Below are 24,358 nucleotides of genomic sequence, written 5' to 3' on the forward strand. Positions count from 1 at the left end.
CTTTCGCGCAGGCTATGCCCCGATTCATGCAACAACCGTATGACGGTTGCGATTGGTCCAGCCGAAGGACTAGCTTGCCGCCGGCTCACAAGGAGAAAATCATCATGGATCTCGGCATTCGCGGAAAGAAAGCCATTGTCTGCGCTTCCAGCAAGGGGCTTGGGCGTGGCTGCGCCATGGCGCTGGCAGAAGCCGGCTGCGACATCGTCGTCAACGGCCGCAATGCGGAGCTGGTGGCCAAGACCGCAGCCGAGCTGCGCGAGCGCTATGGCGTGACGGTGACCGAAGTCGTCGGCGACGTCTCGAAGCCGGAGGTGCAGAAGGCGTTGCTCGCCGCGTGCCCCGAACCCGATATCCTCGTCAACAACAATGGCGGCCCGCCACTGCGTGATTTCCGTGAGCTCGATCGGGCGAAGATCCTTGAAGGCGTCACCCAGAACATGGTGACGCCGGTCGAGTTGGTGCAGGCCGTCATCGACGGCATGGCAGCGCGCGGCTTTGGCCGCATCGTCAACATCACCTCGCTGTCGGTCTACGTCCCCATCCCCGGCCTCGACCTGTCGTCGGGCGCGCGCGCCGGCCTGACCTCGTTCCTTGCCGGCGTGGCGCGAACGGTGATCGACCGCAACGTGACCATCAACAACATGCTGCCGGGCAAACTCGACACCGACCGACTGCGTGGCCCGCATGACGCCGGCACACCAGAGGATCCAGCGGCGGCCGCCGCGCGCAAGACCCGCATCAGCGCCGATGTTCCGGCCAAGCGGCTCGGCACGCCGGAGGAATTCGGCCAGATCTGCGCCTTCCTGTGCTCGGTCCATGCCGGTTATCTGACCGGTCAGAACATACCGGTCGACGGCGGCCTCTATGTCAGCGCCTTTTGATCGACGCGCCTGTACGCAGCAAGACTCATATGCGACGAAATCGGCGTAAACATCTGATATAATGGTGTTTTAGACGCGCTGCCGGGTAAAGCTGCCGGCGCGTCATTTAGCGTCGCGACAAACCTTGGCCGCATGCTAAAAGGACTCTCCAGGGAGATTTCGAGGGAGCGGCCGCATGGAAGGCGAGACCAAGAAGACGGCACGTTCGGACCTCGACGAAGCCGCCCTCTACTTCCACAAGCACCCAAGGCCGGGAAAGCTGGAAATCCAGGCGACCAAGCCGCTCGGCAACCAGCGCGACCTTGCGCTCGCCTATTCTCCAGGCGTCGCCGCCCCTTGCCTGGAAATCCGCGACGATCCGGCGACCGCCGCTGACTATACGGCGCGCGCCAATCTGGTCGGCGTCGTCTCCAACGGATCGGCCGTGCTCGGCCTCGGCAATATCGGCCCGCTCGCCTCCAAGCCGGTGATGGAAGGCAAGGCTGTCCTGTTCAAGAAATTCGCCGGCATCGACGTCTTCGACATCGAGATCGACGCGCCGGGCATTGAGCGCATGGTCGAGACAATCTCGGCGCTGGAACCGACCTTCGGCGGCATCAACCTCGAGGACATCAAGGCGCCCGAATGCTTCGAAGTGGAAGAGCAGCTGAAGGCCCGCATGGGCATTCCGGTCTTCCATGACGACCAGCACGGCACAGCCATCATCGTCGCCGCCGCCGTACTCAACGGGCTGGAATTTGCCGGCAAGACCATCTCCGACATCAAGATCGTCACGTCGGGCGCAGGTGCGGCCGCCCTTGCCTGCCTCAATCTGTTGGTCTCGCTTGGCGCACGGGTGGAAAACATCTGGGTCACTGACCGTTTCGGCGTCGCCTACAAGGGCCGCGTCGACGAGATGGACCGCTGGAAAGACCCCTATGTGAAGGACACCGACGCGCGCACGCTGGCTGACGTGATCCCCGGCGCCGACGTCTTCCTCGGTCTGTCGGCCGCAGGTGTGCTGAAGCCGGAACTGCTGCAGCACATGGCGCCGAAACCGCTGATCCTGGCGCTGGCCAACCCCAATCCGGAGATCATGCCGGAGGCGGCGCGCGCCGCCCGTCCCGATGCGATGATCTGCACCGGCAGGTCGGATTTTCCCAATCAGGTCAACAACGTCCTGTGTTTTCCCTACATTTTTCGCGGTGCGCTCGACTGCGGCGCCAGCGCCATCAACGAGGAGATGAAGATGGCGGCGGTCCGGGCGATTGCGGCGCTAGCCCGCGAGGAACCGTCCGATGTCGCGGCCCGCGCCTATTCCGGTGAGACGCCAATCTTCGGGCCAGACTTCCTGATCCCCTCGCCCTTCGATCCGCGCCTGATCCTGCGCATAGCCCCGGCCGTCGCCAAGGCAGCCTGCGACACTGGCGTCGCGACAAGGCCGATCACCGATTTCGCAGCCTATATCGACAAGCTCAACCGCTTCGTCTTCCGCTCCGGACTGGTGATGAAGCCGGTGTTCTCGTCCGCCAAGGCATCGACCGCCAAGCGCGTCATCTATGCCGATGGCGAGGACGAGCGCGTGCTGCGCGCCGCCCAGGTGGTGCTCGAGGAAGGCATCGCCGAACCGATCCTGATCGGCCGCCCGCACGTCATCGAAGTGCGCCTGAAACGCTATGGCCTGCGAATCAAGCCCGGTGTCGACTTCGGCCTGATCAATCCGGAGGACGATCCGCGCTATCGCAACTATGTCGACCTCTTGATCGAGCTCGCCGGCCGGCGCGGCGTGACGACGGAAGCCGCCCGCACGATGGTGCGTACCGACAACACGGTGATCGCCGCACTGGCGCTGAAGCGTGGCGATGCCGATGCCATGGTCTGCGGCCTCGAAGGACGCTTCGAGCGGCACCTGCGCAACGTCACCCTGATCATCGGCCCCCGCCTCGGCATCAAGGATCACGACCTGTCGACGCTTTCGATGCTGATCTCGCAGCGCGGCATCATCTTCCTGACCGACACGCATGTCTCGGTCGACCCGACCGCCGAGGAAATCGCCGAGATGACCGTGCTGGCGGCGGAAGAAATCCAGCGCTTCGGCATCGAGCCGAAGGCAGCGCTCCTGTCGCATTCGGATTTCGGCTCGCGCGATTCGCCGAGCGCGCTCAAGATGCGGCAAGCGGCGGCGATCCTGGCGCGCATCGCCCCCGAACTGGAGTGCGACGGCGAGATGCACGCGGACACGGCTTTGTCCGAGCATCTGCGCCAGCGCGTTTATCCTCATTCCAGGCTGAAGGGCGAAGCCAATCTGCTGGTGTTCCCCAACCTCGATTCGGCCAACATCACGCTGTCCGCGCTCAGGACCATGATGGACGCGCTGCATGTCGGGCCGATCCTGCTCGGCACCGACATGCCGGCGCATATATTGACGCCGTCGGTCACCTCGCGCGGCGTCGTCAACATGACAGCGCTTGCCGTGGTCGAAGCCGCTCACAAGGCACAGGCGGTCGTCAATCTAGGCTGATCAGGCCGGCGCAAAGCGGAAATGCCCGGTCTGATTAAAGGCGAACAACGTGTCGTCCTCGTGGGCACCTTGGCCGATATTGTGGATGACCAGCGCCCTTTCCGGCACTTCCGTCGAACGATTTGATGAGACGATGGCGATATGCGGCAGGTTGCCGGGCAGCATCTGAGTAACGAGGTCGCCCGGTTGAAAGTCGACGGGATCCTGGCTGACCGGCATGGAAACACCACGCCGTCCAAAAAAGACGGCAAGGTTCTGCACCCGGCGATGGTCGATGTTGCGGTCGGGCGCTTTCAGGCCCCAAATCTTCGGATAGGCCGCGAAATCAGCCAACATATCCTCATGCACCAACCTTTGGAGATCGAGCTCGAAGGCGCGGCGATAGGCGCGAACCACGACATCGGTACACACACCCCGCTCCGGCGCGACATCGCCACCCGGATAGGTCAAGCGCATATAGGTTGGGTCATAGAGGATGGTGACACCGATCTGCTCACGCGCGGCGTCGACCAATCGACTGCGCCAGTCCGGCGCATCGGGCTCCTCCTGCGCCATGGCAGCGGGCGGCGCCAGGCACAAGAGAGCGAGTTGTAGCGCGGTTCGACGGGTAATCGCGGTCATGCCAAGCCTCCGGGTCGCGCTGGATTCGGGCATTTTTTCTGGGCGAATACGCCTTTTTCATGCGGCGTCGGAATCTCACGGCAGAGACTGAACCCGAACATCCGCGACGGCGTGTCTCTGGGCTAAGACCATCTTTGGTTGTAGATTGAGGGAACGATTAACCGCGAATCCGGTAGCATCGCGCAGGCAAGCAGGCGGGGTTTTCGGACATGACGGGCGAAAGGTTGAAGCTGACGCATGTTGCTGCGCTGCTTGGCGCGCTCGTGCTTTCAGCCATCGCGGTCACCGAGCCGCAGGCCGCCTCGCGCGTCTGCCGCCAGTTGGAAGCCGATCTTGCCGCTGCCTCGCGCGGCGGCGGTGGTGGCCCGGCATTGATCCGCAAATACGACGCGGCAATCGAAAGGCAGCGCGAACAGATCTCCAGGGCCCGCAGCAAATCCAGCAGCGCCGGTTGCGGCTTTTCGCTGTTCAGCCGCAATGTCAGAGAATGCGCCGGGCTCAACGCCACCATCGATCGTATGAATGCCAATCTCGATAGCCTGCAGGCCAAGCGCGCCAAGCTCGCCAGCGGCGGCTCGCGCCGCGACCGTGGCCGCATCCTGGCGGCGCTCGAGGCCAAGGGCTGCCGCGACGACACTTTTGTACCGCGGAACGCTCCGCTGCAGGAGGCGAACCGCGAAGACGGCAACGCAAACCTGTTCGAACAGCTTTTCGGCGGCAACAGCCAGCAGCTCGATGCGCTCGATGAGCCTGACGTTCCGGGCGAGGAGCCCGATGTCAGCAGGGTGCTCAACCGGCCCGGCGTACCGGATTTTTCGAGCGTCGGCGGCGGCGAGTTCCACACCACATGCGTGCGCACCTGCGACGGCTATTTCTTCCCGATGTCGAATTCGGCTTCGACGAGCGATTTCGAGCGCGACCAGAAGAATTGCGAATCAAGCTGCCCTGGCACAGAGATGCAGGTTTTCTATTCGCGCGGCATGGATGACGATTCGGCTGAGATGACGTCATCGGTCACCGGCCGGCCCTACAGCGAATTGCCGACCGCCTATCTCTACAAGCAGTCCAACATGCCGCTGCCGCCGGCTTGCGGCTGCAACGCCGCGCGGAATTTCCAGGTCATCGCCGGCAACCCGCCGAATCCTGAGCAGTCCCAGCCCGAAACGGACGCGACACCGTCCATTCCGGTTCCGGCTACCAAGCCCGATCCGGGTACCGATCCGGAAACCCTGGCCAATGTGGAGGGCGGACTCGACCGCGAGGCGATCAAGCGACTTTCCGCCAAGCCGGTGACGTCGCCGGTGTCAGCCTTGCCACCGGACCAACGCAAGGTCAGGGTCGTCGGGCCAACGTTCCTTCCCGACCCATCAGCGGCAATAAATCTGCAAGCTCCGGCCCCGAAGGCAGTCCGGTAAGCGCGAGCCTCAGCGGCATGAACAGCGCCTTGCCCTTGCGGCCGGTTGCTTCCCTGATCTTGCCCGTCCACTCTTTCCAGACCGTCCCGTTCCAGGGTTCCTCCGGCAGCAGGTCGAACGCTTGACCCAGGAAATCGCGGTCGTCGTCGGAAAATTCCGGCCTCTCCTGCGGGCCCTCGCGCAAGGTGCGCCACCAGCTTGTCGCATCGGCCAGCCTGTCGAGATTGCCGCGCACCGCAAGCCAGAACGGCTCGGCCTGGTCACCCGAGACGCCGAGCACGATCAGCCGGTCTTGCGCCTCGGAGAACGGCATATGGTGCAACAGCGCCCGGTTGAGCACGAAGAGCTCGTCAGGATCGAACTTGGCCGCGGATTTCGATGTCGCCGCCGGATCGAAGCGTTCGGCGAGTTCGGCCATCGTTGGCACAGCCGCGACATTCTCCGAGGTGCCGACCAGCACGGCGAGCGAAGCGACGGCCATCGGCTCGATGCCGTCCGCGCGCAGGCTTTCGATGGAGAGCGCGCCGGAGCGTTTCGACAACCCCTCGCCCGATGCCGTGGTCAAGAGGTTGTGGTGGCCGAACACCGGCGGTTCTGCAGCCAGCGCCTGGAACAGGGCGATCTGCACGCCGGTGTTGGTGACGTGGTCGTCACCACGGATGACATGACTGACGCCCATCTCGATGTCGTCGACCACCGAAGGCAGGGTATAGAGATAGGTGCCGTCCTCGCGCACCAGAACCGGGTCCGAAAGCGAGGCAAGATCGACGGTTTCCTCGCCACGCACCAGATCGTTCCAGTGAATTTCGGTACGTTCGGGTTGCAGTGGATCGCCTGAGAAATTGGGCAACAGGAAGCGCCAGTGCGGGCGGCGCCCATCGGCCTGGTATTCGGCGATCTGCTCCGGCGAAAGCGCCAGCGCCTCGCGGCCATAGACTGGCGGCAGGCCACGCGTGCGGCGCACCTTGCGCCTGAGGTCGAGCTCCTCCGGAGTCTCGTAGCAGGCGTAGAGAACGCCGGCCGCCTTCAGCCTTTCGACCGCCGCGTCATAGACCTCGAAACGCCGCGATTGGTATTCGGTGGCATCCGGGAAAATGCCCAGCCAATGCAAATCGTAGAGGATGGCGTCTGAGAATTCCTGCTTCGAGCGGGCAATGTCGGTGTCGTCGAAACGCTGGATAAAGCGGCCCTTGTTGTTCATGGCAAACAGCCAGTTGAACAGGGCGGTGCGCGCATTGCCGATATGAATGCGGCCGGTTGGCGACGGGGCGAAACGAACGGTAACTGTCATGAGCGGGGCGTACCGGATGCTTTTGTGATTGACAAGACGCGCCCCCGCGCGGTGCGGCAGACATAGAACAGGACGCGCGCAATGAAAAGACCGGGGCGGCGTGCGCCTCAGGCGGCGTATAGACATGCGTGCTTGCGCCGACGAACAAGTCGTCGAAGGCGATCAGCGGCCGAAGTCATCGGAACTGAGGCGGGTCCAGCGGTCGCCCATCAACCCACCGATAAAGATGTCGCCGGAGCGGACCGCTTCCGTGACCTCAGCCATCCGCGAGCGAACCATCGTCCCCCCGGCATAGCGGAAGAAGACATTCTTGTAGCCGAAGAGTTGGGGCATGAATCTGCCCTGCGTCTGCCCGGTGATGCCCGCGCAGCCCATATCCCACGCGGCCGCGATAAGGCCATCCAGCGTCGCGCCCCAGTGGGATCCTGAAGCCTGGATTTGCAGCAGGTTCGCGATGCCGCCGGCTTGACCGTAGAAGGCGTAGCAACCGAGCATCTTGCCCGTTTCGTCGTAAGTCCCGCCGAAATGAAGTGGCCCATCGGCCCGCTTCTCGGCCGCCAGCGCGAGCAGCCGTGTCAGCTCGCCATCCTTCCAACTCGGCCGAAGCGAGTAATCGGACAGGAGGGTCGGCAGCCGCTCGGCAAATTGCGCTGCATCGATCGGCTCACGGTGGACACGATGCGACGACGAAAGCGGGACCGGGTGCTCGAACCTTCCTTTAGCGAGAACATCGAATGCTCTCGCGCAGGGATCGGTCGCCAAGCGAGGCAGGCCAGGCCATTTGCGGTGCAGTGCGGCGGCGGCCATAGCCGCCGGCCGGAAAACACAGGTCCATCCCAGACAATGAACCGGCAGGAGCTGATACTTCATCGGGCGCGCGAAGGCCAAGGATGTCCGGTTGGCCGAATCGGTCAGCTGCACATCGAATTTTCCTTGATTCAAGGCACGCAGCAATTGCGGTCCTGCCGAGCCGTGATCGGTGCCGGGGTCGGACATGAGCGGACCGATGATTGCCGCATTCAATGCCGTTCCGTTGAGCTCGTAGCGGGCTTTCAGGACGCCGAGGAACCCACCTAGACGTCCTTGCGGGTTGATCTGGACCAGAGCGTTGCTCTCACCGGGCTGGCCGGCAGGATCAAGATAAATCTCTCTCATATACTCGGCCGTCTCCGCGATCGCGCGATCGAGGAGGTGACGCCGCCGCTGGCGAAACTTCGCCAGGAAGAGTGCGGCGACGCTCTCGAGATCTTCGGCAGCGAGCGGCCGAACCGAGCCGTGCCGAGTTTCCAGCACCGACGGCGCAGCCACCTTTTCCGAACCGGCATTTGCGGAAACAAGATGCATCTTGAAGCCTATCTGCCGCAGAGCGAAATCCTGGGCAGGTTAGTCGGATTCCAGGATATGCATAGACCGTCTCTGGGTTGCCTAGAGAAGGCTTATACCAACCAGTAGTAGAAACAACGTAAACAAGACGTCTCAAAACTCAGGATCTGGAACGCCCTGGATATGGTTCGCGTCACTCCAACCGACTGACGAAAGCCCGCTCTATTGCAACCGCGATGGAGCCCGAGAGGTGGCCTCCGGCCGGAGCCGGAGGCCACTTCAGATCAGATGACCAGTCCCTTGGTCAGTTCGAGCGCCTGACGCTCGAACAGTCGGCGGTAGATGCCGCCCTTCAGCCGGATCAGCTCGTCATGCGAGCCTTCCTCGACGATCTTGCCGCGATCGAAGACCAGGAGCCTGTCCAGCGCCCGCACCGTCGAAAGCCGGTGCGCGATGACCAGCGTCGTGCGCCCGACCATCAGCCGTTCCATCGCCTGCTGGATCAGGACCTCCGATTCAGAATCGAGGCTCGATGTCGCCTCGTCCAGGATCAGGATGCGCGCATCGGCAAGGAAAGCGCGCGCGATTGCCACGCGCTGACGCTCGCCGCCCGACAGTTTCACACCGCGTTCGCCGACCAGCGTGCCGTAGCCCTTCGGCAGGTTGGCGATGAAGTCATGCGCACTCGCCAGCCGCGCCGCGTGCTCGATCTCATCCTGCGTCGCCGTCGGCCGGGCATAGGCAATGTTCTCGGCCAGCGACCGGTGGAACAGGATCGGCTCCTGCTGGACGATGGCGATCTGCCCGCGCAGCGACGCTTGCGCCAACTGCGCGATGTCCTGGCCGTCGACCAGGATTCTTCCCGCATTGACGTCATAGAGCCGCTGGATCAGCTTGACGAAAGTCGTCTTGCCCGAACCCGAATGGCCGACGAGGCCGACACGTTCACCCGGCGCGATATCGACCGAAAAGTCGCGATAAAGGGGCGATCGGTGATTGCCGTAATGAAAGGTGACGTTGTCGAAGCGGATAGCCCCCTGCGTGATCCGGATCGGCTTGGCGCCGGGCCGGTCCTCGATGCCGAGCGGTTCGGACTGGAACTCGACCAGCTCCTCCATGTCGTTGATCGAACGCTGCAGGTTGCGGATATGGGTGCCGATATCTCTGAGATATCCCTGCAGCACGAAGAACGACGTCAGCATGAAGGCAACGTCACCGGCGCTCGCTTGCCCCCACGACCACAGCATCAACGCCAGGCCGATCACCGCGGCTCTCATGACCAGCAACAGCGCCCCTTGCGTGGTGCCGTTGATGGTGCCGCGTACCCAGGTCCGCCGCGTGCGCGCACGCCATTTGGCGACGACCCTGGCGAGGCGTCGCTCTTCGCGCTCCTCGGCGCCAAATCCCTTGACCACGGCGTTGCAGCTCACCGCGTCGGCCAGCGAGCCGCCGAGGCGCGTGTCCCAGGTGTTGGCGAGCCGCGCAGCCGGTGCGACATAGCCGAGCGACAACATCGCCGTCACCGCGATGAACAGCACCGATCCGGCGGCAACGACCACGCCCATCAGCGGCCAAAACCAGCCGAGCAGCAGCGTCGAGCCAATCAGCATGGCGACGGACGGCAGCAGCGCGATGAGGATCGTGTCGTTGAGCAGGTCGAGCGCCCACATGCCGCGCGTCACCTTGCGCACGGTCGAGCCGGCAAAGCTGTTGGCATGCCAGTCGGTGGAAAAGCGCTGGACGCGATGGAAGGTGTCAGCGGCGATATCGGCCATCATCTTCAGCGTCAGCTCGACGATCGCCATGAAGGCAAGGTTGCGCAGCACGACGCCGGTCAACGCCAGCGCCATCAGCATCGAGAACGCGGTCATCGCGGCATTCCAGGCAATGGCATCGGCGCCGGCGCTGCTGGCGACGGCGTCGACCAGCCGGCCTGAATAAAGCGGCGTCAAAACGTCGGCCAGCGTCGACAACAGGAAGCCGCCCATGATGAGCGAAAGCCGCCACGGCTGACGCCGCCAATGGGTGAGCGTGAAACCAAGAACGCTGCGAAAGGCGCTCGCGCGCAAATCGATTCTGAAACGAGCCATGATGTCATTCGGGCGCAAACGAGCCCGATCCCAGTAAGGTCGAAAATTGAAGAAGCCGCGCAAGGGGCTAGCGATTGCCCAGAATGCGGAGCGGCATATTTGGCGTCTCGCCCGTAATCGGGCGGCGACCGGCATCGGCATAAGCCTGCGCTCAATCCGGCATCAGCGCGAGGGCAAACCCTCGCTGAGCGCCGGATGAGACCTAGGCTTCGCGGCCTCGCATTACCATTTGAAATACAGCCATTCGGACCTCCCGCAAATGAATCGCGGAACGGTCCTTATAAAGACGCCCCGATGCATCGCCAAGATCGGCTCATGTCGAAAGTCTATCTGGTCCAAGCACTGAGGTTATTTTGCAACAACGGCGGATGTCGCCATGGTCGCACGCTCGTCATTGCGGAATGCGATCGAGGCGCATGTATCGACCATCCGTCGATGCCTTGAAGCCCAGTTTCTCATAGACCCCGTGTGCGTCGCTGGTCGACAGGCTCCAGTGCGAAACCGTGCTGAGTTCGGGGTGGTCGATGAGTGCCTGGACCAGTCGCGACCCTATGCCCTCCCCGCGATGCTCCGGCCAGATGATGATGTCGGCAAGATAGGCAAACACCATGCGGTCGGTGATCGCCCGGCCGAAACCGACTTGTTTTCCATCTAGATAGGCGCCCACACAAAGCGAATTGGCAAAGGCTCGCCGATGGAACTCATCGTTGCGTCCAGCACCCCAATAGCTGGCCATCAACAGGTCGGATGTCGTTCGGAAATCGATCCGTGATATTTCGAAGCTGATCTCACACTCGGGCACGGCTGCACCCTTGCCCGCGAGATGGCGCGAGCGTTCGGTCCACGACCGCCATCTAGCTGCGGTCCCTGAAACGGTTGGTGATGGGATAGCGGCGGTCACGGCCAAAATTCTTCCGGGTGATCTTCACGCCCGGTGCCGCCTGCCGGCGCTTGTATTCGGCGATGTAGAGCAGGTGCTCGATGCGTGTAACTGTCGACCGGTCGTGACCGCGTGCGACGATGTCGTCGACCCCCATCTCGTTCTCGACCAGGCATTCGAGGACATCGTCCAGCACCGGATAGGGCGGCAGCGAATCCTGGTCGGTCTGGTTCTCGCGCAATTCCGCCGACGGCGCCTTGTCGATGATGTTCTTCGGAATGACCTCGCCCGAAGGCCCGAGCGCGCCCGGCGGCACGTGGCTGTTGCGCCAGCGCGACAGCGCGTAGACCTGCATCTTGTAGAGGTCCTTGATCGGATTGAAGCCGCCGTTCATATCGCCGTAGAGCGTGGCGTAGCCGACCGACATCTCGCTCTTGTTGCCGGTGGTGACGACCATCGAGCCGAACTTGTTGGAGATCGCCATCAGGATGGTGCCGCGCGCACGGCTCTGCAAATTCTCCTCGGTAATGCCTTCCTTGGTGCCCTCGAAAAGCTGTGTCAGCGTGTGCAGAAAGCCCTCGACCGGCTCGAAGATCGGCACGATGTCATAGCGGCACCCGAGCGCCCGGGCGCAATCCTCGGCGTCTTTCAGCGAGTCCTTCGAGGTGTAGCGATAGGGCATCATCACCGCGCGCAGGCGTTCTTCGCCAAGCGCATCGACGGCCAACGCCGCGCAGATCGCCGAATCGATACCGCCCGACAGGCCGAGCACGACGTTCTTGAAACCGTTCTTGTTGACGTAGTCGCGCAGGCCAAGCATGCAGGCGCGGTAGTCGGCCTCCTCCCTGTCCGGGATCTTCGACATCGGCCCTTCAGAACAGATCCAACCGCCATCCGTTCGTTTCCAGGTGGTCACGTCGACCGCTTCCTCGAACTGGCTCATCTGGAAGGCCAGCGTCTTGTCGGAACCGATGGCAAACGACGCGCCGTCGAAGATCAGCTCGTCCTGGCCGCCAAGCTGGTTGGCATAGATCATCGGCAGCCCGCATTCGATGACCTGGCGGATGACGACCTGATGGCGGACATCGATCTTGGCGCGATAGTAGGGCGAGCCGTTCGGCACCAGCAGGATCTCAGCCCCGCTTTCGGCCAGCGTCTCACAGATGCCGACATCGCCCCAGATGTCCTCGCAGATCGGAATCCCGATCCGCACACCGCGGAAATTGACCGGCCCCTGGATCTCGGGTCCAGCCTGGAAGACGCGCTTTTCGTCGAATTCGCCGTAGTTCGGTAAATCGAGCTTGTAGCGCTCGGCGATAATCTTGCCGCCATCGGCGAAGACGATCGAATTGTGCGTGCCGCTCTTGCGCTTCAGCGGCGTGCCGATGATGACGCCCGGACCGCCATCGGCGGTATCGGCAGCAAAGTCCTGCGCCGCCTTTTCGCAGGCCTTCAGGAAAGCCGGCTTCAGCACCAGATCCTCCGGCGGATAGCCGGCGAGGAAGAGCTCGGTGTAGAGCACGACATCGGCGCCCTGGCGGGCTGCATCCGCCCTCGCCTCGCGCGCCTTGGCGAGATTGCCTGGTATGTCGCCAACAGTCGGATTGAGCTGGGCGACGGCGATGCGCAGGATGTCGAGCTTCTTGGTCATGCTGCTGACTTAGCGCGGCAAATTTGCCCGAGCAATGGCGTTCGTTTGGACCAATCCAGACCGAATGACATAGGTCATTCGTGTCCAGACCAAATGTCAGATCGTGGCTGGGCGACCAGCGATCAGTCGTCGCCCATATATTCGCGCAGCGCTTCTGGCGAATGGTTGTCGCCGATCGACATCGCCAGGATGCGCGAAATATGCCGGCGCGGCAGGCCCGTCTCCGTCGCCCATTGATTGATCTGGTTTTGGATCTTGTCGAGATCCTTCTTCGAGGTCGGGCTTTCGGCGATGTCGAGGCCGGCATCGCGCAGTGCCGCCGCCATATCACCCGAAATGACGAAGGCATCCCAGCCCAGCCAGCGCAGGAAATACTGGCCGGTGTTGCCGCCGAGCCGGCTGCCATGCTTGCCGAGATAGGCCATCAGCCCGACCTGATCGTCCGCAGGCCAGTCGGCAAGGAATTTGCCGAAACCGCCATATTCCTTCGACACTCGCTCGACGAAGGCAGCATTGTCGCGCACCGATTTGATCTTCTGCGGATTGCGCACGATGCGCTGGTCGGCCGTCAGATCGTGCCAGAAATCATCGGGCTGGAACAACAGCCGCTTCGGCTCGAAGTGGAGGAAGGCCTCTTCGAAGCCCGGCCCTTTCTGTTCGATGACGCGCCAGACGAAACCGGCGGCAAAGACGCGCTCGGCCATAACAGACAGAATGCGATCGTCGGCGATGTCAGCCACGGCGGCATTGTCGGGCGCCGGCCCCAAAAGTGACGAAAGCTCCGCCTCACCGCCCTTGCGTTTTGCCGCACGCAGGCGAATTTTCTGAAAATCGGCCATCGATCCCTCGCTGTTCGCGACAATGTAACACTTCCCGTGAGGGCCGGCAGCCTCTACCTCTTAGTGCATGTCGCTCAAAAGTGGCCCCGGTTTTGAGACAACGACATGCATGAGAACAAAGACCTAAAGCGCGTCATTTGAATCCGTTTTCAACGCGACGCGCTTTAGGCAAGCCAAGACCCTGGAGACGGCCATGAACAAGACGATCGACGACCTGGCGAACCGCTGGCTCAAGCGACGGCCGGACGGCCTCAGCCAGCTCGAAAGCCGCGTGCTGCAATCGACGCTCGAACGCACCACCATCTCGCGGGACACCAACAAGGCCGTCGCCTTCCATCAGACCTTTGGCGACCGCCTCGCCGACACGATTGCCCGCATCGGCGGCTCGTGGTCCTTCATCCTGACCTTCATCGCGTTCCTAGTCCTGTGGACCGCGGGCAATGTCTGGCTCCTGTCGCGCGACGCCTTCGATCCCTACCCGTTCATCTTCCTCAACCTCGTGCTGTCGATGATCGCCGCCTTGCAGGCACCGGTGATCATGATGGCGCAGAACCGCCAGACCGAGCGCGACCGCATCGACGCCGCCCACGATTACGAGGTCAATTTGAAGGCTGAGATCGAGATCATGGCGCTGCATGAAAAGCTGGACGAACTCCGCCACGGCCAGATCCTCGGCATGCGCGACGAGATGGCGCGGCTGGCCGACCTCGTCAAGCGGATCGACGAAAGGCTGTCGCAGCAGCAGCCGTCTTCATGACCGAAACGATCCATCACCTCATCGAACAATACGGACTGCTCGCCGTCTTCCTCGGCTGTGTCGCGGAGGGTGAAAGTGCGGCCATCCTCGGTGGCTTCTTCGCGCACCAACAAGTCTTCGTGCTCTGGCATACCGTCCTGGCGGCCGCCCTTGGCGCCTTCGTCGGCGACACCTTCTTCTTCATTCTTGGACGAAGCTTTGCCGACCATCCCTATGTCGTCAGATTGCGCAGGCGGCCTGGCTTCCGCCGGGCCTTTCGCCTGCTCAACACCCATCCCGACATCTTCGTGCTGTCGAACCGCTACATCTACGGCATGCGCCTTGTCGGCGGCATCGCGGCCGGCCTTTCCAACATCGCGGCGCCGCGTTTCATTATCCTCAACGCCATGTCATCGGTGATCTGGGCGGTGCTGTTCAGTACGGTTGGCTATGTCTTTGGTTTGGGGGCCGAACACTTCGTCGGCCAGGCATTGATGCATCACGAGCGGTTGCTGGTCGGGCTTGGCATTGGTTTGACGGTGGCCGTGTTTGCCTGGCTGATCGCCCGCCACGTCGCGAAAAAGGAACGGACCAGGGAAAGCTGAGACCTTTGGTTTCCATGCATGTCGTTGCCCCAAAGCCGCCAAGCACTTTGAGCGACATGCATCAGTCAATACCAAGCGCGACATCACCCCGATCGAGGATCAGTGGGATGATCAGGTCTTCCTCGTCGGCAAGGTGCCTGGTCAGCATGGCGATCAGCCGGCTGTTTTCGTCGGCATAGGCGTCGGCGGCAAAGCGCTGTCTGTCTTCGCTCTTCTGAAGCGTCTTGATGAAGGCGTCGGCGGCCTCGGCATTGCGCTCCAGACCTTCATGGATGGTGTGATGGTCGGCATCGAGGATCTCGAAGCCGCGCTTCAGCCGCGTCTCCGCCTTGGCGAAGACCGGGAAATAATGATGATCCTCGACATTGTGGTGGCCATCGAGATTGCCGAGAAAATGGTTGAGGCGTGGCGCGAACCAGCGCGCGAAGTCGGGCGCTGTCAGCCTGCCTTCGCGGTAGTCGCCAATGCCGTTGGTCAGCATGCCGCCGAGTTCGCGGAACATGTCGTGACGCTGCAGCCACATATTGGCGACGCCGCGGATGTTGGCGTGGCCCTGCCAGTTTTCGCGCGGGTATTTCTCGGCCAGCCAGCGCAAATCGTCCGGTAGCCCTTTGCGCTCCAGAAGCAGAAGGTTTGTGACTTCAGACATGACGGTTTCCTTTAGTTACCGTCATGTAGGAGCCGGGATGCTAGATCGGTAGCCCGGTGATGCGTTCGATGATGGCGATGCCCCAGACGCCGGCGACGATGATCACCGAAATCAGAACCGCCAGCGAACCGCAGTCCTTGGCTAGCTGGATATCGACATTGAACTCGCGGCTGAACGCGTCGCAGGCCGCCTCGATGCCTGTGTTCAGCACTTCGACCATGATGAGAAGCAGCACCGCTCCGATCAGCAAGGCATAGCCACGCCACGAGATCGAAACGAACCAGCCGAGCGGCAAGGCGAGCGCGAGCAGCATCAGCTCCTGCTGGAAAGCCTTCTCGCTGACGGCCAGCTTGCGAAACGCCCGCACTGAATTGAAAAAAGCGTCGATCAGCCGCTGCATGCCAAACCCCTTTGCGAATCACCGGCACGGGATAATGCAATGGCTGGCCAGATCAATGGAATAAGGCGATTTGTCCAAGATTCATTCAGCGACCGGTATGGACGGCGTCGACTTTTCAAACTGCGGCAGCCCGTCGTCGATCGAATAATAGTCGCCCTTGTCGCCGACGAAGATGTGGCATTCGCCCTCAAGGCCCGTCGGCACGTCGAACGATCCCGCCATGACCGAAACGTAGCCCTGGTCCCGCGGCTTCCAGAACAGCAGAGACCCGCATGCCTTGCAAAAACCGCGCCTGGCGAAGGAAGACGCTTCGTACCAGGTGATGCTTTCGCCGCCCTCGATCACAATGTCGGCGTCTGCAACATTGGTCGCGGCGTAGAAATGTCCGCTCTGCTTCCTGCATTGCGAACAATGACAATAGACGACGCCACGCAGCGCTCCGCGGGTTCTGAAGCGAACCGCTCCGCACAGACACGATCCGCCGTGACTGTCACTCATTTCGCCCCTCCTTGAAGAACCTGTGCCTGGCATGGCTTCGTCGTCAGGATTCCAGCTTTGTGGCAGCCATACGCAAGCAAATGCGACATTTGCTGGTGTGGCGAAGCCGAATCCAGTTTCACTTTTTGCAGCGCGTTATGCGCGAATTTCGCATTCAAACCCACCAAACTGGCGTTCATCCCGGATTGTTGGTGCGCAAATTGCAGCCTCCACAGCACACAAGAGATAGAAAAACCGTGGAACCTCAGCGAATTAAGGAAACTTTAGCGCTCCCGCATTTATGGTCATGGCGAGCGAATGTCGCAGGTGGGGACGCGTCTGTTCGCAAGTTGTTCTGGGTTATCGGGTAGTCTTCCCCGGTTGGCGACAAATGGAACCCCCAAAGTTCTGCGGCGGGATCCAAGGGGAAGAGTGATCAGAACATGCAGGCGGCAGCTGTCCCAACCGAACGAAGCACCGATATCGCGGCCACTGTCGTCGCCACAATGCGCCAGTTGGGCGTGCTCGGCCTTCCCCGCAACTACGAAATTTTCTACGAGGCACTGAGCGGCACCAATCGCGAACTCAGCCTCGCCGTCGTTTCGCTGAGCAACCGGCCGACACAGGATGAACTGGACCAGATCGGCCGCGCCTTCTTTGCCCACAACCATGGCCCCGGCATCGTCGAGCATGCCAGGGAAGTCATTGCCAGGGAGCTCGAGGAGGTCGCTTCGCTGTTGAGGAGCGAGCGCAGCCATATCGAGAAATACGGCAGGATCCTCGACGAGACATCGAGCGGACTGAGCAACCGCAGCCTTCTCTCCCAGGATCTTTTGCAGAAGATCGCCAACGCCATGACGATTGCCACCAATTCGACGATCGACCACGGCCGGCAGGTGGCCTCGACGCTCAGCGACAAGACGGCCGAACTCGAGAGCGTCAAGTCGAAGCTCGAGGAATACAAGCGGCTGGCCGACACCGATCCGTTGACCCATATCTGGAATCGCCGCGCATTCGACAAGGAAATCACCAGGATCTACAACAGCAACAAGGGTATCCTGTTCAACGCCCTGATCCTTGCCGACATCGATCGCTTCAAGGACATCAACGATCGCTACGGCCACCCGGTCGGCGACAAGATCATCCAGATCATCGCCGACATCTTCCAGACCAGCATTCGCGGTGACATGTTCGTCGCCCGAACTGGCGGCGAGGAGTTCGCGCTGATCATCGAGGGCGCCAGCGAGGACGCAACCTACGAGGTCGCCGAGCGCATTCGCGCCCTGATCGAGCAGACGCCGTTCACCAGCAGCCAGACCGGCACGAACTACGGCACCGTCACCGTCTCGATGGGCATTTGCATGGCATCCGAAGCCGAGGGGCCGGAGGATCTCTACACCAAGGCCGACCGGGCGCTGTATCGCTCCAAGGTCAGCGGCCGCAACCGCGTCACCAGGCATTCGACGATGGCCGGCCGCGCCGGCAAGAGCTGGCTGCTCTACAAGAAGGACTAAGCGCCCCATCCGCCTCGGCCCGGACTCGCCGGCCTGCGCTGGGGACGCGGACGCTGAAAAAGAAAAGCGCCGGATTTCTCCAGCGCTTTTTTCCGTCAACGTTCAGGCCGAGATCAAGCTTAGCCGTTAACGGCCTGCTTGTGCTGCACCGGGTGGCTCTTCTTCAACAGGTCAGAGACCAGGAAGGCCAGTTCGATGGCCTGGTCGGCGTTGAGACGTGGATCGCAATGCGTGTGGTAGCGATCCTGCAATTCCTCGGCGGTGATGGCGCGCGCGCCACCAGTGCATTCGGTGACGTTTTTGCCAGTCATTTCGACGTGGATGCCGCCAGGATGCGTGCCTTCGGCGCGATGCACCTCGAAGAAGGTCTGCACCTCCTTCAGGATGCGGTCGAACGGCCGCGTCTTGTAGCCGGCGGCCTCGATCGTGTTGCCATGCATCGGGTCCGACGACCACACCACGCTAAGGCCTTCCTTCTGCACCGCACGCACCAGCTTCGGCAGATGGTCGGCGACCTTGTCCGAGCCGAAGCGCGCGATCAGCGTCAGCCGGCCGGGTTCGTTTTCGGGGTTGAGCAGGTCGATCAGTTCCAGCAACCCATCCGGCGTCAGCGAGGGGCCGCACTTCAGGCCAAGCGGGTTCTTGATGCCGCGGCAATATTCGACATGCGCATGGTCGGGCTGGCGCGTCCGATCACCGATCCAGATCATGTGACCCGACGTGGCGTACCAGTCGCCGGAGGTCGAATCGACGCGGGTCAGGGCCTCCTCATAGCCGAGCAGAAGCGCCTCGTGGCTGGTGTAGAAATCCGTCTCGCGCAATGCATAGTTGGTTTCCGAGGTGATGCCGACGGCCTTCATGAAGTCCATCGTCTCGGTGATGCGGTTGGCGAGTTCACCGTACTTCTCGCCTTGCGGGCTGTCGGACACGAAGCCGAGCATCCAGCTATGCACGTTCTCCAGGCTGGCATAGCCACCCTGCGCGAAGGCGCGCAGAAGGTTGAGCGTCGCCGCCGACTGGCGGTATGCCATCTCCTGGCGGGCAGGATCTGGAATGCGCGACTTGGCGTCGAACTCGATGCCGTTGATGATGTCGCCGCGATAGCTAGGCAGCGTCACATCGCCCTTGGTCTCGTTGTCGGACGAGCGCGGCTTGGCGAACTGGCCGGCAACCCGGCCGACCTTGACCACCGGCTGCGCGCCGGCGAAGGTCAACACCACCGACATCTGCAGGAAGACGCGGAAGAAGTCGCGGATATTGTCCGCGCCATGTTCGGCAAAACTCTCGGCGCAATCGCCGCCCTGGAGAAGGAATGCATCACCGGCAGCAACAGCCGCCAACTGCTTCTTCAGCTTGCGCGCCTCACCTGCAAAAACCAGCGGCGGAAAGGTGGCGAGCTGGGCTTCCGTGTTCTTCAGCGCGGCAAGGTCCGGATAGGCAGGAACCTGCTTGATCGGCATCGCTCTCCACGAATTCGGCGACCATTTCGTCATCGCTGCACCCAAAGCTCTTTCCGAGCAATTCCAGGAAAAGCGTGAAACGGTTTCCGTCCGGAATTGCATCAAACAACAAAGCGAGCGCCGTCGCCCGCCGATCCACCCCATGTGGGGATCGCGGCTCCATACACGAAGCCGATTTCCTATTCTAGACCGGATTTGGCCGCTTGGCGAACGGCGGCTGCTCGATCATGGCGCGGTGTCCATCAGCCCCAGGTAGAAAAACCCCCGCCCCAGCACCAGGCAAAGCGGACTGTAGAACCAAGTATCGTATCTGGCAAAACGCGTCGTTCTGATCCGCTTGAACAAGCCGACATACCGGGACCAACTCAACGCTCGAGCGGCGAAGATTACCGCCCAAAGCATGGTCCCTGCCCTTAGCCACGATTGCGGCAGCGGCAGGTGGATTATCCCTGCAAATCCAAGGACGAGCAAAAGCACCAGTGCCAGAACCAGGGCGACCGCGATGGCGCCCAAGGCGGTTGTTTCGATGACCGGGCTGCCGTCTTCGCGTTGCGGTAGCGCCACATCTGCGGCGACGCGGCCGCCAAAACCCCAATAGAAGTGAAATCCCGAGGCAAGCAAAAGGATCGCCGAGCAGATCGCACTGACTGCAATCGTCATGCCTGTCGAGCGGCCCCATCCAGTCGACGGAGTTGGCGGCCGAGGCCACCGGTCAGGTCGAGTGCCAGCATCCGCAGCAGCGCGATGGCACTCCACAGAGGCCGGTCGGCGAACGGTTTGTTGCTGTTGTGCTCGAGCAAAGGGTGCGTAAGCAGAGCAGCGAGATAAAAGAAGGGAATGATGATCAGAAAAGCCCACCAGACCACGAAGAAAGATACGGCGATCCCGGCGATCGGAGCGAAAAACAGACCGAGATAATGAACAAGCCGCGTCGAGGGTCGCGAATGGCCGGCAAGATAGCCGAGCCAGTATTCATCGAAGGTTTGAGGATCCATGCTTGTTCCCCTTCAGCTTCCGGCATTGATAAATTGCAAGACCATCTCAAGCCATCGGCCGAAATACTTCAATGGCTCCAATCGTCGCACATCTTTCCGGCAGATACCGCCTGATCCCCTCGCGTCGGTTACTTCCGCCCCTTCTGCCAGGCCGTGCAGCGAGGACGCTACGCCGCCTTGTCTACCAGCCGTGCCAACTGCGTCATGACGACGGCCGAACCCGCCAGCCGCTTCTCGGCCGTCGGCCAGTCGCGCACGAACACGACGCTGTGGTCGGGCCGGATCTTGGCCAGTGAACCCTGCTCGCCGATGAACTGGACCAGGCCAACCGGGTTGGAGAATTCGCGTTTGCGGAAATGGATGACGACACCCTTCGGCCCGGCGTCGAGCTTTTCGACATTGGCCTTGCGGCAGAGCGCCTTGATGAAGACGATCTTCAAGAGGTGCTTCACTTCTTCCGGCAGCGGACCGAAGCGGTCGATCAGTTCGGCGCCGAAGGCGTCGATCTCCTCGGTGTTTTCGAGGTCGCCGAGGCGGCGGTAGAGCGCCAGCCTGAGCTGCAGGTCCGGCACATAGCCTTCCGGGATCATGACCGCAGTACCGACGGCGATCTGCGGCGACCAGCCGCCATCCTGGACCTCGCCGGAATCCTTCACCTCGGCGACAGCCTCCTCCAACATCTGCTGGTAAAGTTCGAAGCCGACCTCCTTGATGTGGCCGGACTGCTCTTCGCCGAGAAGATTGCCGGCGCCTCTGATATCGAGATCGTGGCTCGCAAGCTGGAAGCCGGCGCCCAGCGTGTCGAGCGACTGCAGCACCTTCAGCCGGCGCTCGGCGGTGTCGGTCAGCTTGCGGTTGGCCGGCAGCGTGAACAGCGCATAGGCGCGCACCTTCGAGCGGCCAACGCGGCCGCGCAGCTGATAGAGCTGCGACAGGCCGAACATGTCGGCGCGATGGATGATCAGCGTGTTGGCGGTCGGAATGTCGAGACCGGATTCGACGATGGTCGTCGACAACAGCACATCGTACTGGCCGTCGTAGAAGGCATTCATGACGTCGTCGAGTTCGCCCGGCGGCATCTGGCCGTGGGCCACCGCGACCTTCAGCTCCGGTACGGATTCTCTCAGAAAATCATGGATTTCCGCCAAATCGCTGATGCGCGGAACGACATAGAATGAGTGGCCGCCGCGATAGCGCTCGCGCAGAAGCGTCTCGCGGATGACCAGCGGATCGAAGGGCGAGATGAAGGTGCGCACCGCCATGCGGTCGACCGGCGGCGTGGCGATCAGCGACAGCTCGCGCACCCCGGTCAGCGCCAATTGCAGCGTGCGCGGAATCGGTGTCGCCGACAGCGTCAGCACATGCACATCGGTCTTCAGGTCCTTCAGCCGCTCCTTGTGCTTGACGCCAAAGTGCTGCTCCTCGTCGATGATCAAAAGGCCAAGGTTCTTGAACGAGATCGCGGAACCAAGCAGCGCGTGGGTGCCGATGACGATGTCGACCTGGCCCTCGGCGATGCCTTTCTTGGTCTCGGCCAGCTCCTTGGCGCCGACCAGCCGCGACGCCTGGGCGACGCGAATCGGCAGGCCGGAAAAGCGCTGCGAAAACGTCTTGAAATGCTGGCGCGACAACAGGGTTGTCGGCACAACGACGGCGACCTGGAATCCTTCCATCGCCGCGATGAAGGCGGCGCGTAGCGCCACTTCGGTCTTGCCGAAGCCGACATCGCCGCAGATCAGCCGGTCCATCGGCTTGCCGGCGCCCAGATCGTCCCGAACCGAGTCGATCGCCGTCTGCTGGTCGTCGGTCTCCTCATAGGGGAAGCGGGCAGCGAACTCGCCATAGAGACCCTCGGCCGGAACCAATGCTGGTGCGGCGCGCATCTGCCGCTCGGCGGCGATGCGGATCAGTTGCCCGGCCATGTCGAGCAGGCGTTTCTTCAGCCGCGCCTTGCGCGACTGCCAGGCGCCGCCGCCGAGTTTGTCCAAGCTCGCCTCGGCCGAATCCGAACCGTAGCGAGACAGAAGCTCGATGTTCTCGACCGGCAGGAATAGCCGGTCGTCGCCGGCGTAGTGGATTTCCAGACAGTCATGCGGGGCGCCAACCGCTTCGATGGTGCGCAGGCCAATGAAGCGGCCGATGCCATGGTCGGCATGGACGACGATGTCGCCGGCCGACAGCGCCGAGGCTTCGGCGATGAAGTCCGAGGCGCGCTTCTTGCGCTTCGAGCGCCGGATCAGCCGGTCGCCGAGAATGTCCTGTTCGGCGACGACGACCAGTCTTTCGGTCTCGAAACCAGATTCCAGCGGCAGCACGGCCAATGCCGCCTGCCCCGGCTCGAGTTGCTCCGCCTCCGCCAGCGTGGCGACCTGCTTGAGATTGCCGAGATGGTGCTCGCTGAGGATCTGGCTGAGCCGGTCGAGCGAGCCTTCTGTCCAGCCGGCAATGACGATACGGCGGCGCGCAGCACGCTCGTCGGCGATATGCTTGACGACGATATCGAAGACATTGATGCTGGGGTCGGCGCGTTCGCCAGCAAAACTGCGGCCGTGGCGCGAGCCGGCATGGAACACTTTCTTGGCGCCGGCATCGGGCGCGTCGAAGGGCGTAAAATCGATCGCTTCGCGCGGCCCGAGCGAAGCAATCAGGTTTTCCGGCGAGAGGTAGAGCAGGTCCGGCGGCACCGGCTTGTAGGGCACCGCATCCTTCAACGCGCCGTCGGCCTGCTTCTTGCGCGCCTCGTAGTGGTCGAGGATCAGCGTGTGACGCTCGGCCAGCGCCTCATGCGCCAGATGATCGAACACAACAGGCGTGTCCGGCAGATAGTCGAACACGGTCTCCAGCCGTTCGTAGAAGAACGGCAGCCAGTGCTCCATGCCGGCGAAGCGTCGCCCTTCGCTGACCGCCGCATAGAGCCCGTCGTCGCGCTGGGGTGCGCCAAAGGCTTCGATATAGGAGCGGCGGAAACGGCTGATGGTTTCCGGCGTCAGCGCCACTTCGCTCATCGCCTGCAACGCCATCGACTTGCGCTGGCCGGTGGTGCGCTGGGTGGCAGCGTCGAACACGCGGATCGATTCCAGCGTGTCGCCGAAGAAATCGAGCCTGAGCGCTTCGGTCCAGCCGGGTGCGAACAGGTCGAGAATGCCGCCGCGCACCGCGAATTCACCAATGCCGCGCACGGTCGGCACGCGTTCGAAACCGGACGTCTCCAGCCGCGACACCAGCGCATTCATGTCGATCTGGTTGCCGGGCCTGGCATGGAAGGTTTGTGCCTCGACCAGGTCGGCCGGCGGGATGCGCTGCAGCAACGCATTGGCGGTGGTCAGTATGACGGCGCGGTGCGGCTTCTTCGCCAGCGCGATCATGGCGGTCAACGCATCGAGCCGCTTGGCGGCGGCGTCCGAGCCGGGCGAGACCCGGTCATAGGGCAGGCAATCCCAGGCCGGCAGTTCCAGCACAGGAAGGCCGGGCGCCGCGAAGGACAGTGCCTCGATGATCGCCGGCAGGCGCTGGCCGTCGCGCGCCACGAACAGAACCGGCTTGTCCGGCGCGATCTCCAGTGCCGCCTGCACCAGCGCAAAGGCTTCATAGCCGTCGGCGACGCCATCGACGATGAACTGGCCGGCGCGGCCTTTCGGCAGACCGATGGTGGGAATGATGCTCATGAAATCACGGTCTTGTTTGTCGCAACTCCGGGCGGAAAACCGCTTCGCACTTTTCCTGGAATTGCTTGTGTTCAGAATGTCATGGAATGGCGGAAAGCCAGGATCTTCTGCAGGACGGCACAGTCTATGTCCCGGGGAACCGGGCGTTCGCCGGTGACCATGGGCAGGAATTCAGTGTCGGGAATGTCGAGGAGCCTCTCATATTGGTCGATTTCCTCGCCGGTCAAGGCGCCGATCTCGGCGTCGGCGAAGGTGCCGAGGATTAGGTCCATCTCGCGCATGCCGCGATGCCAGGAGCGAAACAGAAGCTTGCGGCGGCGGGCGTCCAGCCCCACGCTTGATCTCGTCGTCCCGGTCATTGTC

22 protein-coding genes are annotated in these 24,358 nt (G+C 62.3%); 7 read left to right on the forward strand and 15 right to left on the reverse strand.

What is annotated here, in order from left to right:
• Nucleotides 1-104: 104 nt before the first annotated feature.
• A complete protein-coding gene (locus tag AC1D08_RS24055; RefSeq protein ID WP_457151848.1) occupies nucleotides 105-884 on the forward strand; it encodes an SDR family oxidoreductase in 780 nt (259 codons plus the stop codon).
• Nucleotides 885-1,059: 175 nt separating this feature from the next.
• Nucleotides 1,060-3,384, forward strand: coding sequence for an NADP-dependent malic enzyme (locus tag AC1D08_RS24060; RefSeq protein WP_095085105.1), 2,325 nt, complete (start codon nucleotides 1,060-1,062; stop codon nucleotides 3,382-3,384).
• Here AC1D08_RS24060 and AC1D08_RS24065 read toward each other — a convergent pair whose 3' ends face one another.
• On the reverse strand, nucleotides 3,385-4,005 hold the full coding sequence (locus tag AC1D08_RS24065; RefSeq protein WP_457154982.1) for a DUF1287 domain-containing protein: 621 nt from the start codon (nucleotides 4,003-4,005) through the stop codon (nucleotides 3,385-3,387).
• Nucleotides 4,006-4,214: 209 nt separating this feature from the next.
• Here AC1D08_RS24065 and AC1D08_RS24070 point away from each other — a divergent pair, with 209 nt between their 5' ends.
• Nucleotides 4,215-5,420 carry a DUF2865 domain-containing protein gene (locus AC1D08_RS24070; protein WP_457153632.1) on the forward strand — a complete coding sequence of 402 codons (1,206 nt, stop codon included), beginning with the start codon at nucleotides 4,215-4,217 and terminating at the stop codon, nucleotides 5,418-5,420.
• On the opposite strand, the gene gltX is transcribed toward AC1D08_RS24070, so the two are convergent.
• From gltX to AC1D08_RS24100, 6 genes are all read right to left on the reverse strand, one after another.
• Entirely contained in the window at nucleotides 5,338-6,711 is a 1,374-nt protein-coding gene (gene gltX, locus AC1D08_RS24075) for a glutamate--tRNA ligase (RefSeq protein WP_457153633.1), read from the reverse strand. The two genes, AC1D08_RS24070 and gltX, sit on opposite strands and share 83 nt — an antisense overlap.
• 162 nt (nucleotides 6,712-6,873) lie before the next feature.
• The gene (locus AC1D08_RS24080) at nucleotides 6,874-8,055 is read right to left on the reverse strand and encodes a hypothetical protein (RefSeq protein ID WP_477227326.1); all 1,182 of its coding nucleotides are present in this window, start codon (nucleotides 8,053-8,055) and stop codon (nucleotides 6,874-6,876) included.
• A gap of 263 nt (nucleotides 8,056-8,318) precedes the next feature.
• Nucleotides 8,319-10,124, reverse strand: a complete 1,806-nt coding sequence (locus AC1D08_RS24085; protein ID WP_457153635.1) for an ABC transporter ATP-binding protein — start codon at nucleotides 10,122-10,124, stop codon at nucleotides 8,319-8,321.
• Between the two features lie 391 nt (nucleotides 10,125-10,515).
• Nucleotides 10,516-10,926, reverse strand: a complete 411-nt coding sequence (locus AC1D08_RS24090) for a GNAT family N-acetyltransferase (RefSeq protein ID WP_477227544.1) — start codon at nucleotides 10,924-10,926, stop codon at nucleotides 10,516-10,518.
• 52 nt (nucleotides 10,927-10,978) lie between these two features.
• Complete coding sequence (locus tag AC1D08_RS24095) at nucleotides 10,979-12,655, reverse strand: NAD+ synthase (protein ID WP_457155102.1); 1,677 nt, start codon at nucleotides 12,653-12,655, stop codon at nucleotides 10,979-10,981.
• A 122-nt stretch (nucleotides 12,656-12,777) separates the two neighbouring features.
• Complete coding sequence (locus AC1D08_RS24100; protein WP_457154853.1) at nucleotides 12,778-13,494, reverse strand: DNA-3-methyladenine glycosylase I; 717 nt, start codon at nucleotides 13,492-13,494, stop codon at nucleotides 12,778-12,780.
• A gap of 193 nt (nucleotides 13,495-13,687) precedes the next feature.
• On the opposite strand from AC1D08_RS24100, the gene AC1D08_RS24105 reads away from it, so the two are divergent.
• Together AC1D08_RS24105 and AC1D08_RS24110 are read left to right on the forward strand one after the other, a co-directional pair.
• The gene (locus AC1D08_RS24105; RefSeq protein ID WP_457154852.1) at nucleotides 13,688-14,251 is read left to right on the forward strand and encodes a DUF1003 domain-containing protein; all 564 of its coding nucleotides are present in this window, start codon (nucleotides 13,688-13,690) and stop codon (nucleotides 14,249-14,251) included.
• Nucleotides 14,248-14,835 carry a DedA family protein gene (locus AC1D08_RS24110; protein WP_477227329.1) on the forward strand — a complete coding sequence of 196 codons (588 nt, stop codon included), beginning with the start codon at nucleotides 14,248-14,250 and terminating at the stop codon, nucleotides 14,833-14,835. Before AC1D08_RS24105 ends, AC1D08_RS24110 begins: the two co-directional genes overlap by 4 nt.
• Nucleotides 14,836-14,896: 61 nt before the next feature.
• Here AC1D08_RS24110 and AC1D08_RS24115 read toward each other — a convergent pair whose 3' ends face one another.
• The 3 genes from AC1D08_RS24115 to AC1D08_RS24125 all read right to left on the reverse strand — a co-directional run bounded on the left by AC1D08_RS24115 (nucleotide 14,897) and on the right by AC1D08_RS24125 (nucleotide 16,382).
• Complete coding sequence (locus AC1D08_RS24115) at nucleotides 14,897-15,484, reverse strand: hemerythrin domain-containing protein (RefSeq protein ID WP_457154850.1); 588 nt, start codon at nucleotides 15,482-15,484, stop codon at nucleotides 14,897-14,899.
• A 40-nt stretch (nucleotides 15,485-15,524) separates the two neighbouring features.
• Nucleotides 15,525-15,884 (reverse strand): diacylglycerol kinase, encoded by a 360-nt coding sequence (locus AC1D08_RS24120; RefSeq protein WP_095085124.1) that lies wholly within the window; start codon nucleotides 15,882-15,884, stop codon nucleotides 15,525-15,527.
• An 81-nt stretch (nucleotides 15,885-15,965) separates the two neighbouring features.
• Nucleotides 15,966-16,382 carry a GFA family protein gene (locus AC1D08_RS24125; protein ID WP_457154423.1) on the reverse strand — a complete coding sequence of 139 codons (417 nt, stop codon included), beginning with the start codon at nucleotides 16,380-16,382 and terminating at the stop codon, nucleotides 15,966-15,968.
• Between the two features lie 422 nt (nucleotides 16,383-16,804).
• Here AC1D08_RS24125 and AC1D08_RS24130 point away from each other — a divergent pair, with 422 nt between their 5' ends.
• A complete protein-coding gene (locus AC1D08_RS24130) occupies nucleotides 16,805-17,875 on the forward strand; it encodes a GGDEF domain-containing protein (RefSeq protein ID WP_457154422.1) in 1,071 nt (356 codons plus the stop codon).
• A gap of 119 nt (nucleotides 17,876-17,994) precedes the next feature.
• On the opposite strand, the gene AC1D08_RS24135 is transcribed toward AC1D08_RS24130, so the two are convergent.
• Nucleotides 17,995-19,368 (reverse strand): class II 3-deoxy-7-phosphoheptulonate synthase, encoded by a 1,374-nt coding sequence (locus AC1D08_RS24135; RefSeq protein WP_477424232.1) that lies wholly within the window; start codon nucleotides 19,366-19,368, stop codon nucleotides 17,995-17,997.
• Here AC1D08_RS24135 and AC1D08_RS24140 point away from each other — a divergent pair.
• Nucleotides 19,325-19,591 (forward strand): hypothetical protein, encoded by a 267-nt coding sequence (locus AC1D08_RS24140; protein WP_477424286.1) that lies wholly within the window; start codon nucleotides 19,325-19,327, stop codon nucleotides 19,589-19,591. The genes AC1D08_RS24135 and AC1D08_RS24140 overlap by 44 nt on opposite strands.
• On the opposite strand, the gene AC1D08_RS24145 is transcribed toward AC1D08_RS24140, so the two are convergent.
• The 4 genes from AC1D08_RS24145 to AC1D08_RS24160 form a co-directional block, all read right to left on the reverse strand.
• Nucleotides 19,561-19,995, reverse strand: a complete 435-nt coding sequence (locus AC1D08_RS24145) for a DUF3995 domain-containing protein (protein WP_477424235.1) — start codon at nucleotides 19,993-19,995, stop codon at nucleotides 19,561-19,563. The genes AC1D08_RS24140 and AC1D08_RS24145 overlap by 31 nt on opposite strands.
• Nucleotides 19,992-20,330 (reverse strand): Mpo1-like protein, encoded by a 339-nt coding sequence (locus tag AC1D08_RS24150; protein WP_457153370.1) that lies wholly within the window; start codon nucleotides 20,328-20,330, stop codon nucleotides 19,992-19,994. Before AC1D08_RS24150 ends, AC1D08_RS24145 begins: the two co-directional genes overlap by 4 nt.
• A gap of 167 nt (nucleotides 20,331-20,497) precedes the next feature.
• The gene (mfd, locus tag AC1D08_RS24155) at nucleotides 20,498-23,995 is read right to left on the reverse strand and encodes a transcription-repair coupling factor (RefSeq protein ID WP_457153369.1); all 3,498 of its coding nucleotides are present in this window, start codon (nucleotides 23,993-23,995) and stop codon (nucleotides 20,498-20,500) included.
• A 71-nt stretch (nucleotides 23,996-24,066) separates the two neighbouring features.
• Nucleotides 24,067-24,354: a succinate dehydrogenase assembly factor 2 gene (locus tag AC1D08_RS24160; protein WP_457153368.1), complete on the reverse strand. Its 288-nt coding sequence runs from the start codon at nucleotides 24,352-24,354 to the stop codon at nucleotides 24,067-24,069.
• Nucleotides 24,355-24,358: the final 4 nt, after the last annotated feature.

The sequence above is a fragment of the Mesorhizobium sp. P2_E6 genome (assembly GCF_056403835.1).

Excerpts from the sequence above, each read along its gene's own strand:
- AC1D08_RS24055 (WP_457151848.1), top strand. The coding sequence starts at position 105 with ATGGATCTCGGCATTCGCGGAAAGAAAGCCATTGTCTGCGCTTCCAGC.
- AC1D08_RS24060 (WP_095085105.1), top strand. The coding sequence starts at position 1,060 with ATGGAAGGCGAGACCAAGAAGACGGCACGTTCGGACCTCGACGAAGCC.
- AC1D08_RS24065 (WP_457154982.1), bottom strand. The coding sequence starts at position 4,005 with ATGACCGCGATTACCCGTCGAACCGCGCTACAACTCGCTCTCTTGTGC.
- AC1D08_RS24070 (WP_457153632.1), top strand. The coding sequence starts at position 4,215 with ATGACGGGCGAAAGGTTGAAGCTGACGCATGTTGCTGCGCTGCTTGGC.
- gltX (WP_457153633.1), bottom strand. The coding sequence starts at position 6,711 with ATGACAGTTACCGTTCGTTTCGCCCCGTCGCCAACCGGCCGCATTCAT.
- AC1D08_RS24080 (WP_477227326.1), bottom strand. The coding sequence starts at position 8,055 with ATGCATCTTGTTTCCGCAAATGCCGGTTCGGAAAAGGTGGCTGCGCCG.
- AC1D08_RS24085 (WP_457153635.1), bottom strand. The coding sequence starts at position 10,124 with ATGGCTCGTTTCAGAATCGATTTGCGCGCGAGCGCCTTTCGCAGCGTT.
- AC1D08_RS24095 (WP_457155102.1), bottom strand. The coding sequence starts at position 12,655 with ATGACCAAGAAGCTCGACATCCTGCGCATCGCCGTCGCCCAGCTCAAT.
- AC1D08_RS24100 (WP_457154853.1), bottom strand. The coding sequence starts at position 13,494 with ATGGCCGATTTTCAGAAAATTCGCCTGCGTGCGGCAAAACGCAAGGGC.
- AC1D08_RS24105 (WP_457154852.1), top strand. The coding sequence starts at position 13,688 with ATGAACAAGACGATCGACGACCTGGCGAACCGCTGGCTCAAGCGACGG.
- AC1D08_RS24110 (WP_477227329.1), top strand. The coding sequence starts at position 14,248 with ATGACCGAAACGATCCATCACCTCATCGAACAATACGGACTGCTCGCC.
- AC1D08_RS24115 (WP_457154850.1), bottom strand. The coding sequence starts at position 15,484 with ATGTCTGAAGTCACAAACCTTCTGCTTCTGGAGCGCAAAGGGCTACCG.
- AC1D08_RS24120 (WP_095085124.1), bottom strand. The coding sequence starts at position 15,884 with ATGCAGCGGCTGATCGACGCTTTTTTCAATTCAGTGCGGGCGTTTCGC.
- AC1D08_RS24125 (WP_457154423.1), bottom strand. The coding sequence starts at position 16,382 with ATGAGTGACAGTCACGGCGGATCGTGTCTGTGCGGAGCGGTTCGCTTC.
- AC1D08_RS24130 (WP_457154422.1), top strand. The coding sequence starts at position 16,805 with ATGCAGGCGGCAGCTGTCCCAACCGAACGAAGCACCGATATCGCGGCC.
- AC1D08_RS24135 (WP_477424232.1), bottom strand. The coding sequence starts at position 19,368 with ATGACGAAATGGTCGCCGAATTCGTGGAGAGCGATGCCGATCAAGCAG.
- AC1D08_RS24145 (WP_477424235.1), bottom strand. The coding sequence starts at position 19,995 with ATGACGATTGCAGTCAGTGCGATCTGCTCGGCGATCCTTTTGCTTGCC.
- AC1D08_RS24150 (WP_457153370.1), bottom strand. The coding sequence starts at position 20,330 with ATGGATCCTCAAACCTTCGATGAATACTGGCTCGGCTATCTTGCCGGC.
- mfd (WP_457153369.1), bottom strand. The coding sequence starts at position 23,995 with ATGAGCATCATTCCCACCATCGGTCTGCCGAAAGGCCGCGCCGGCCAG.
- AC1D08_RS24160 (WP_457153368.1), bottom strand. The coding sequence starts at position 24,354 with ATGACCGGGACGACGAGATCAAGCGTGGGGCTGGACGCCCGCCGCCGC.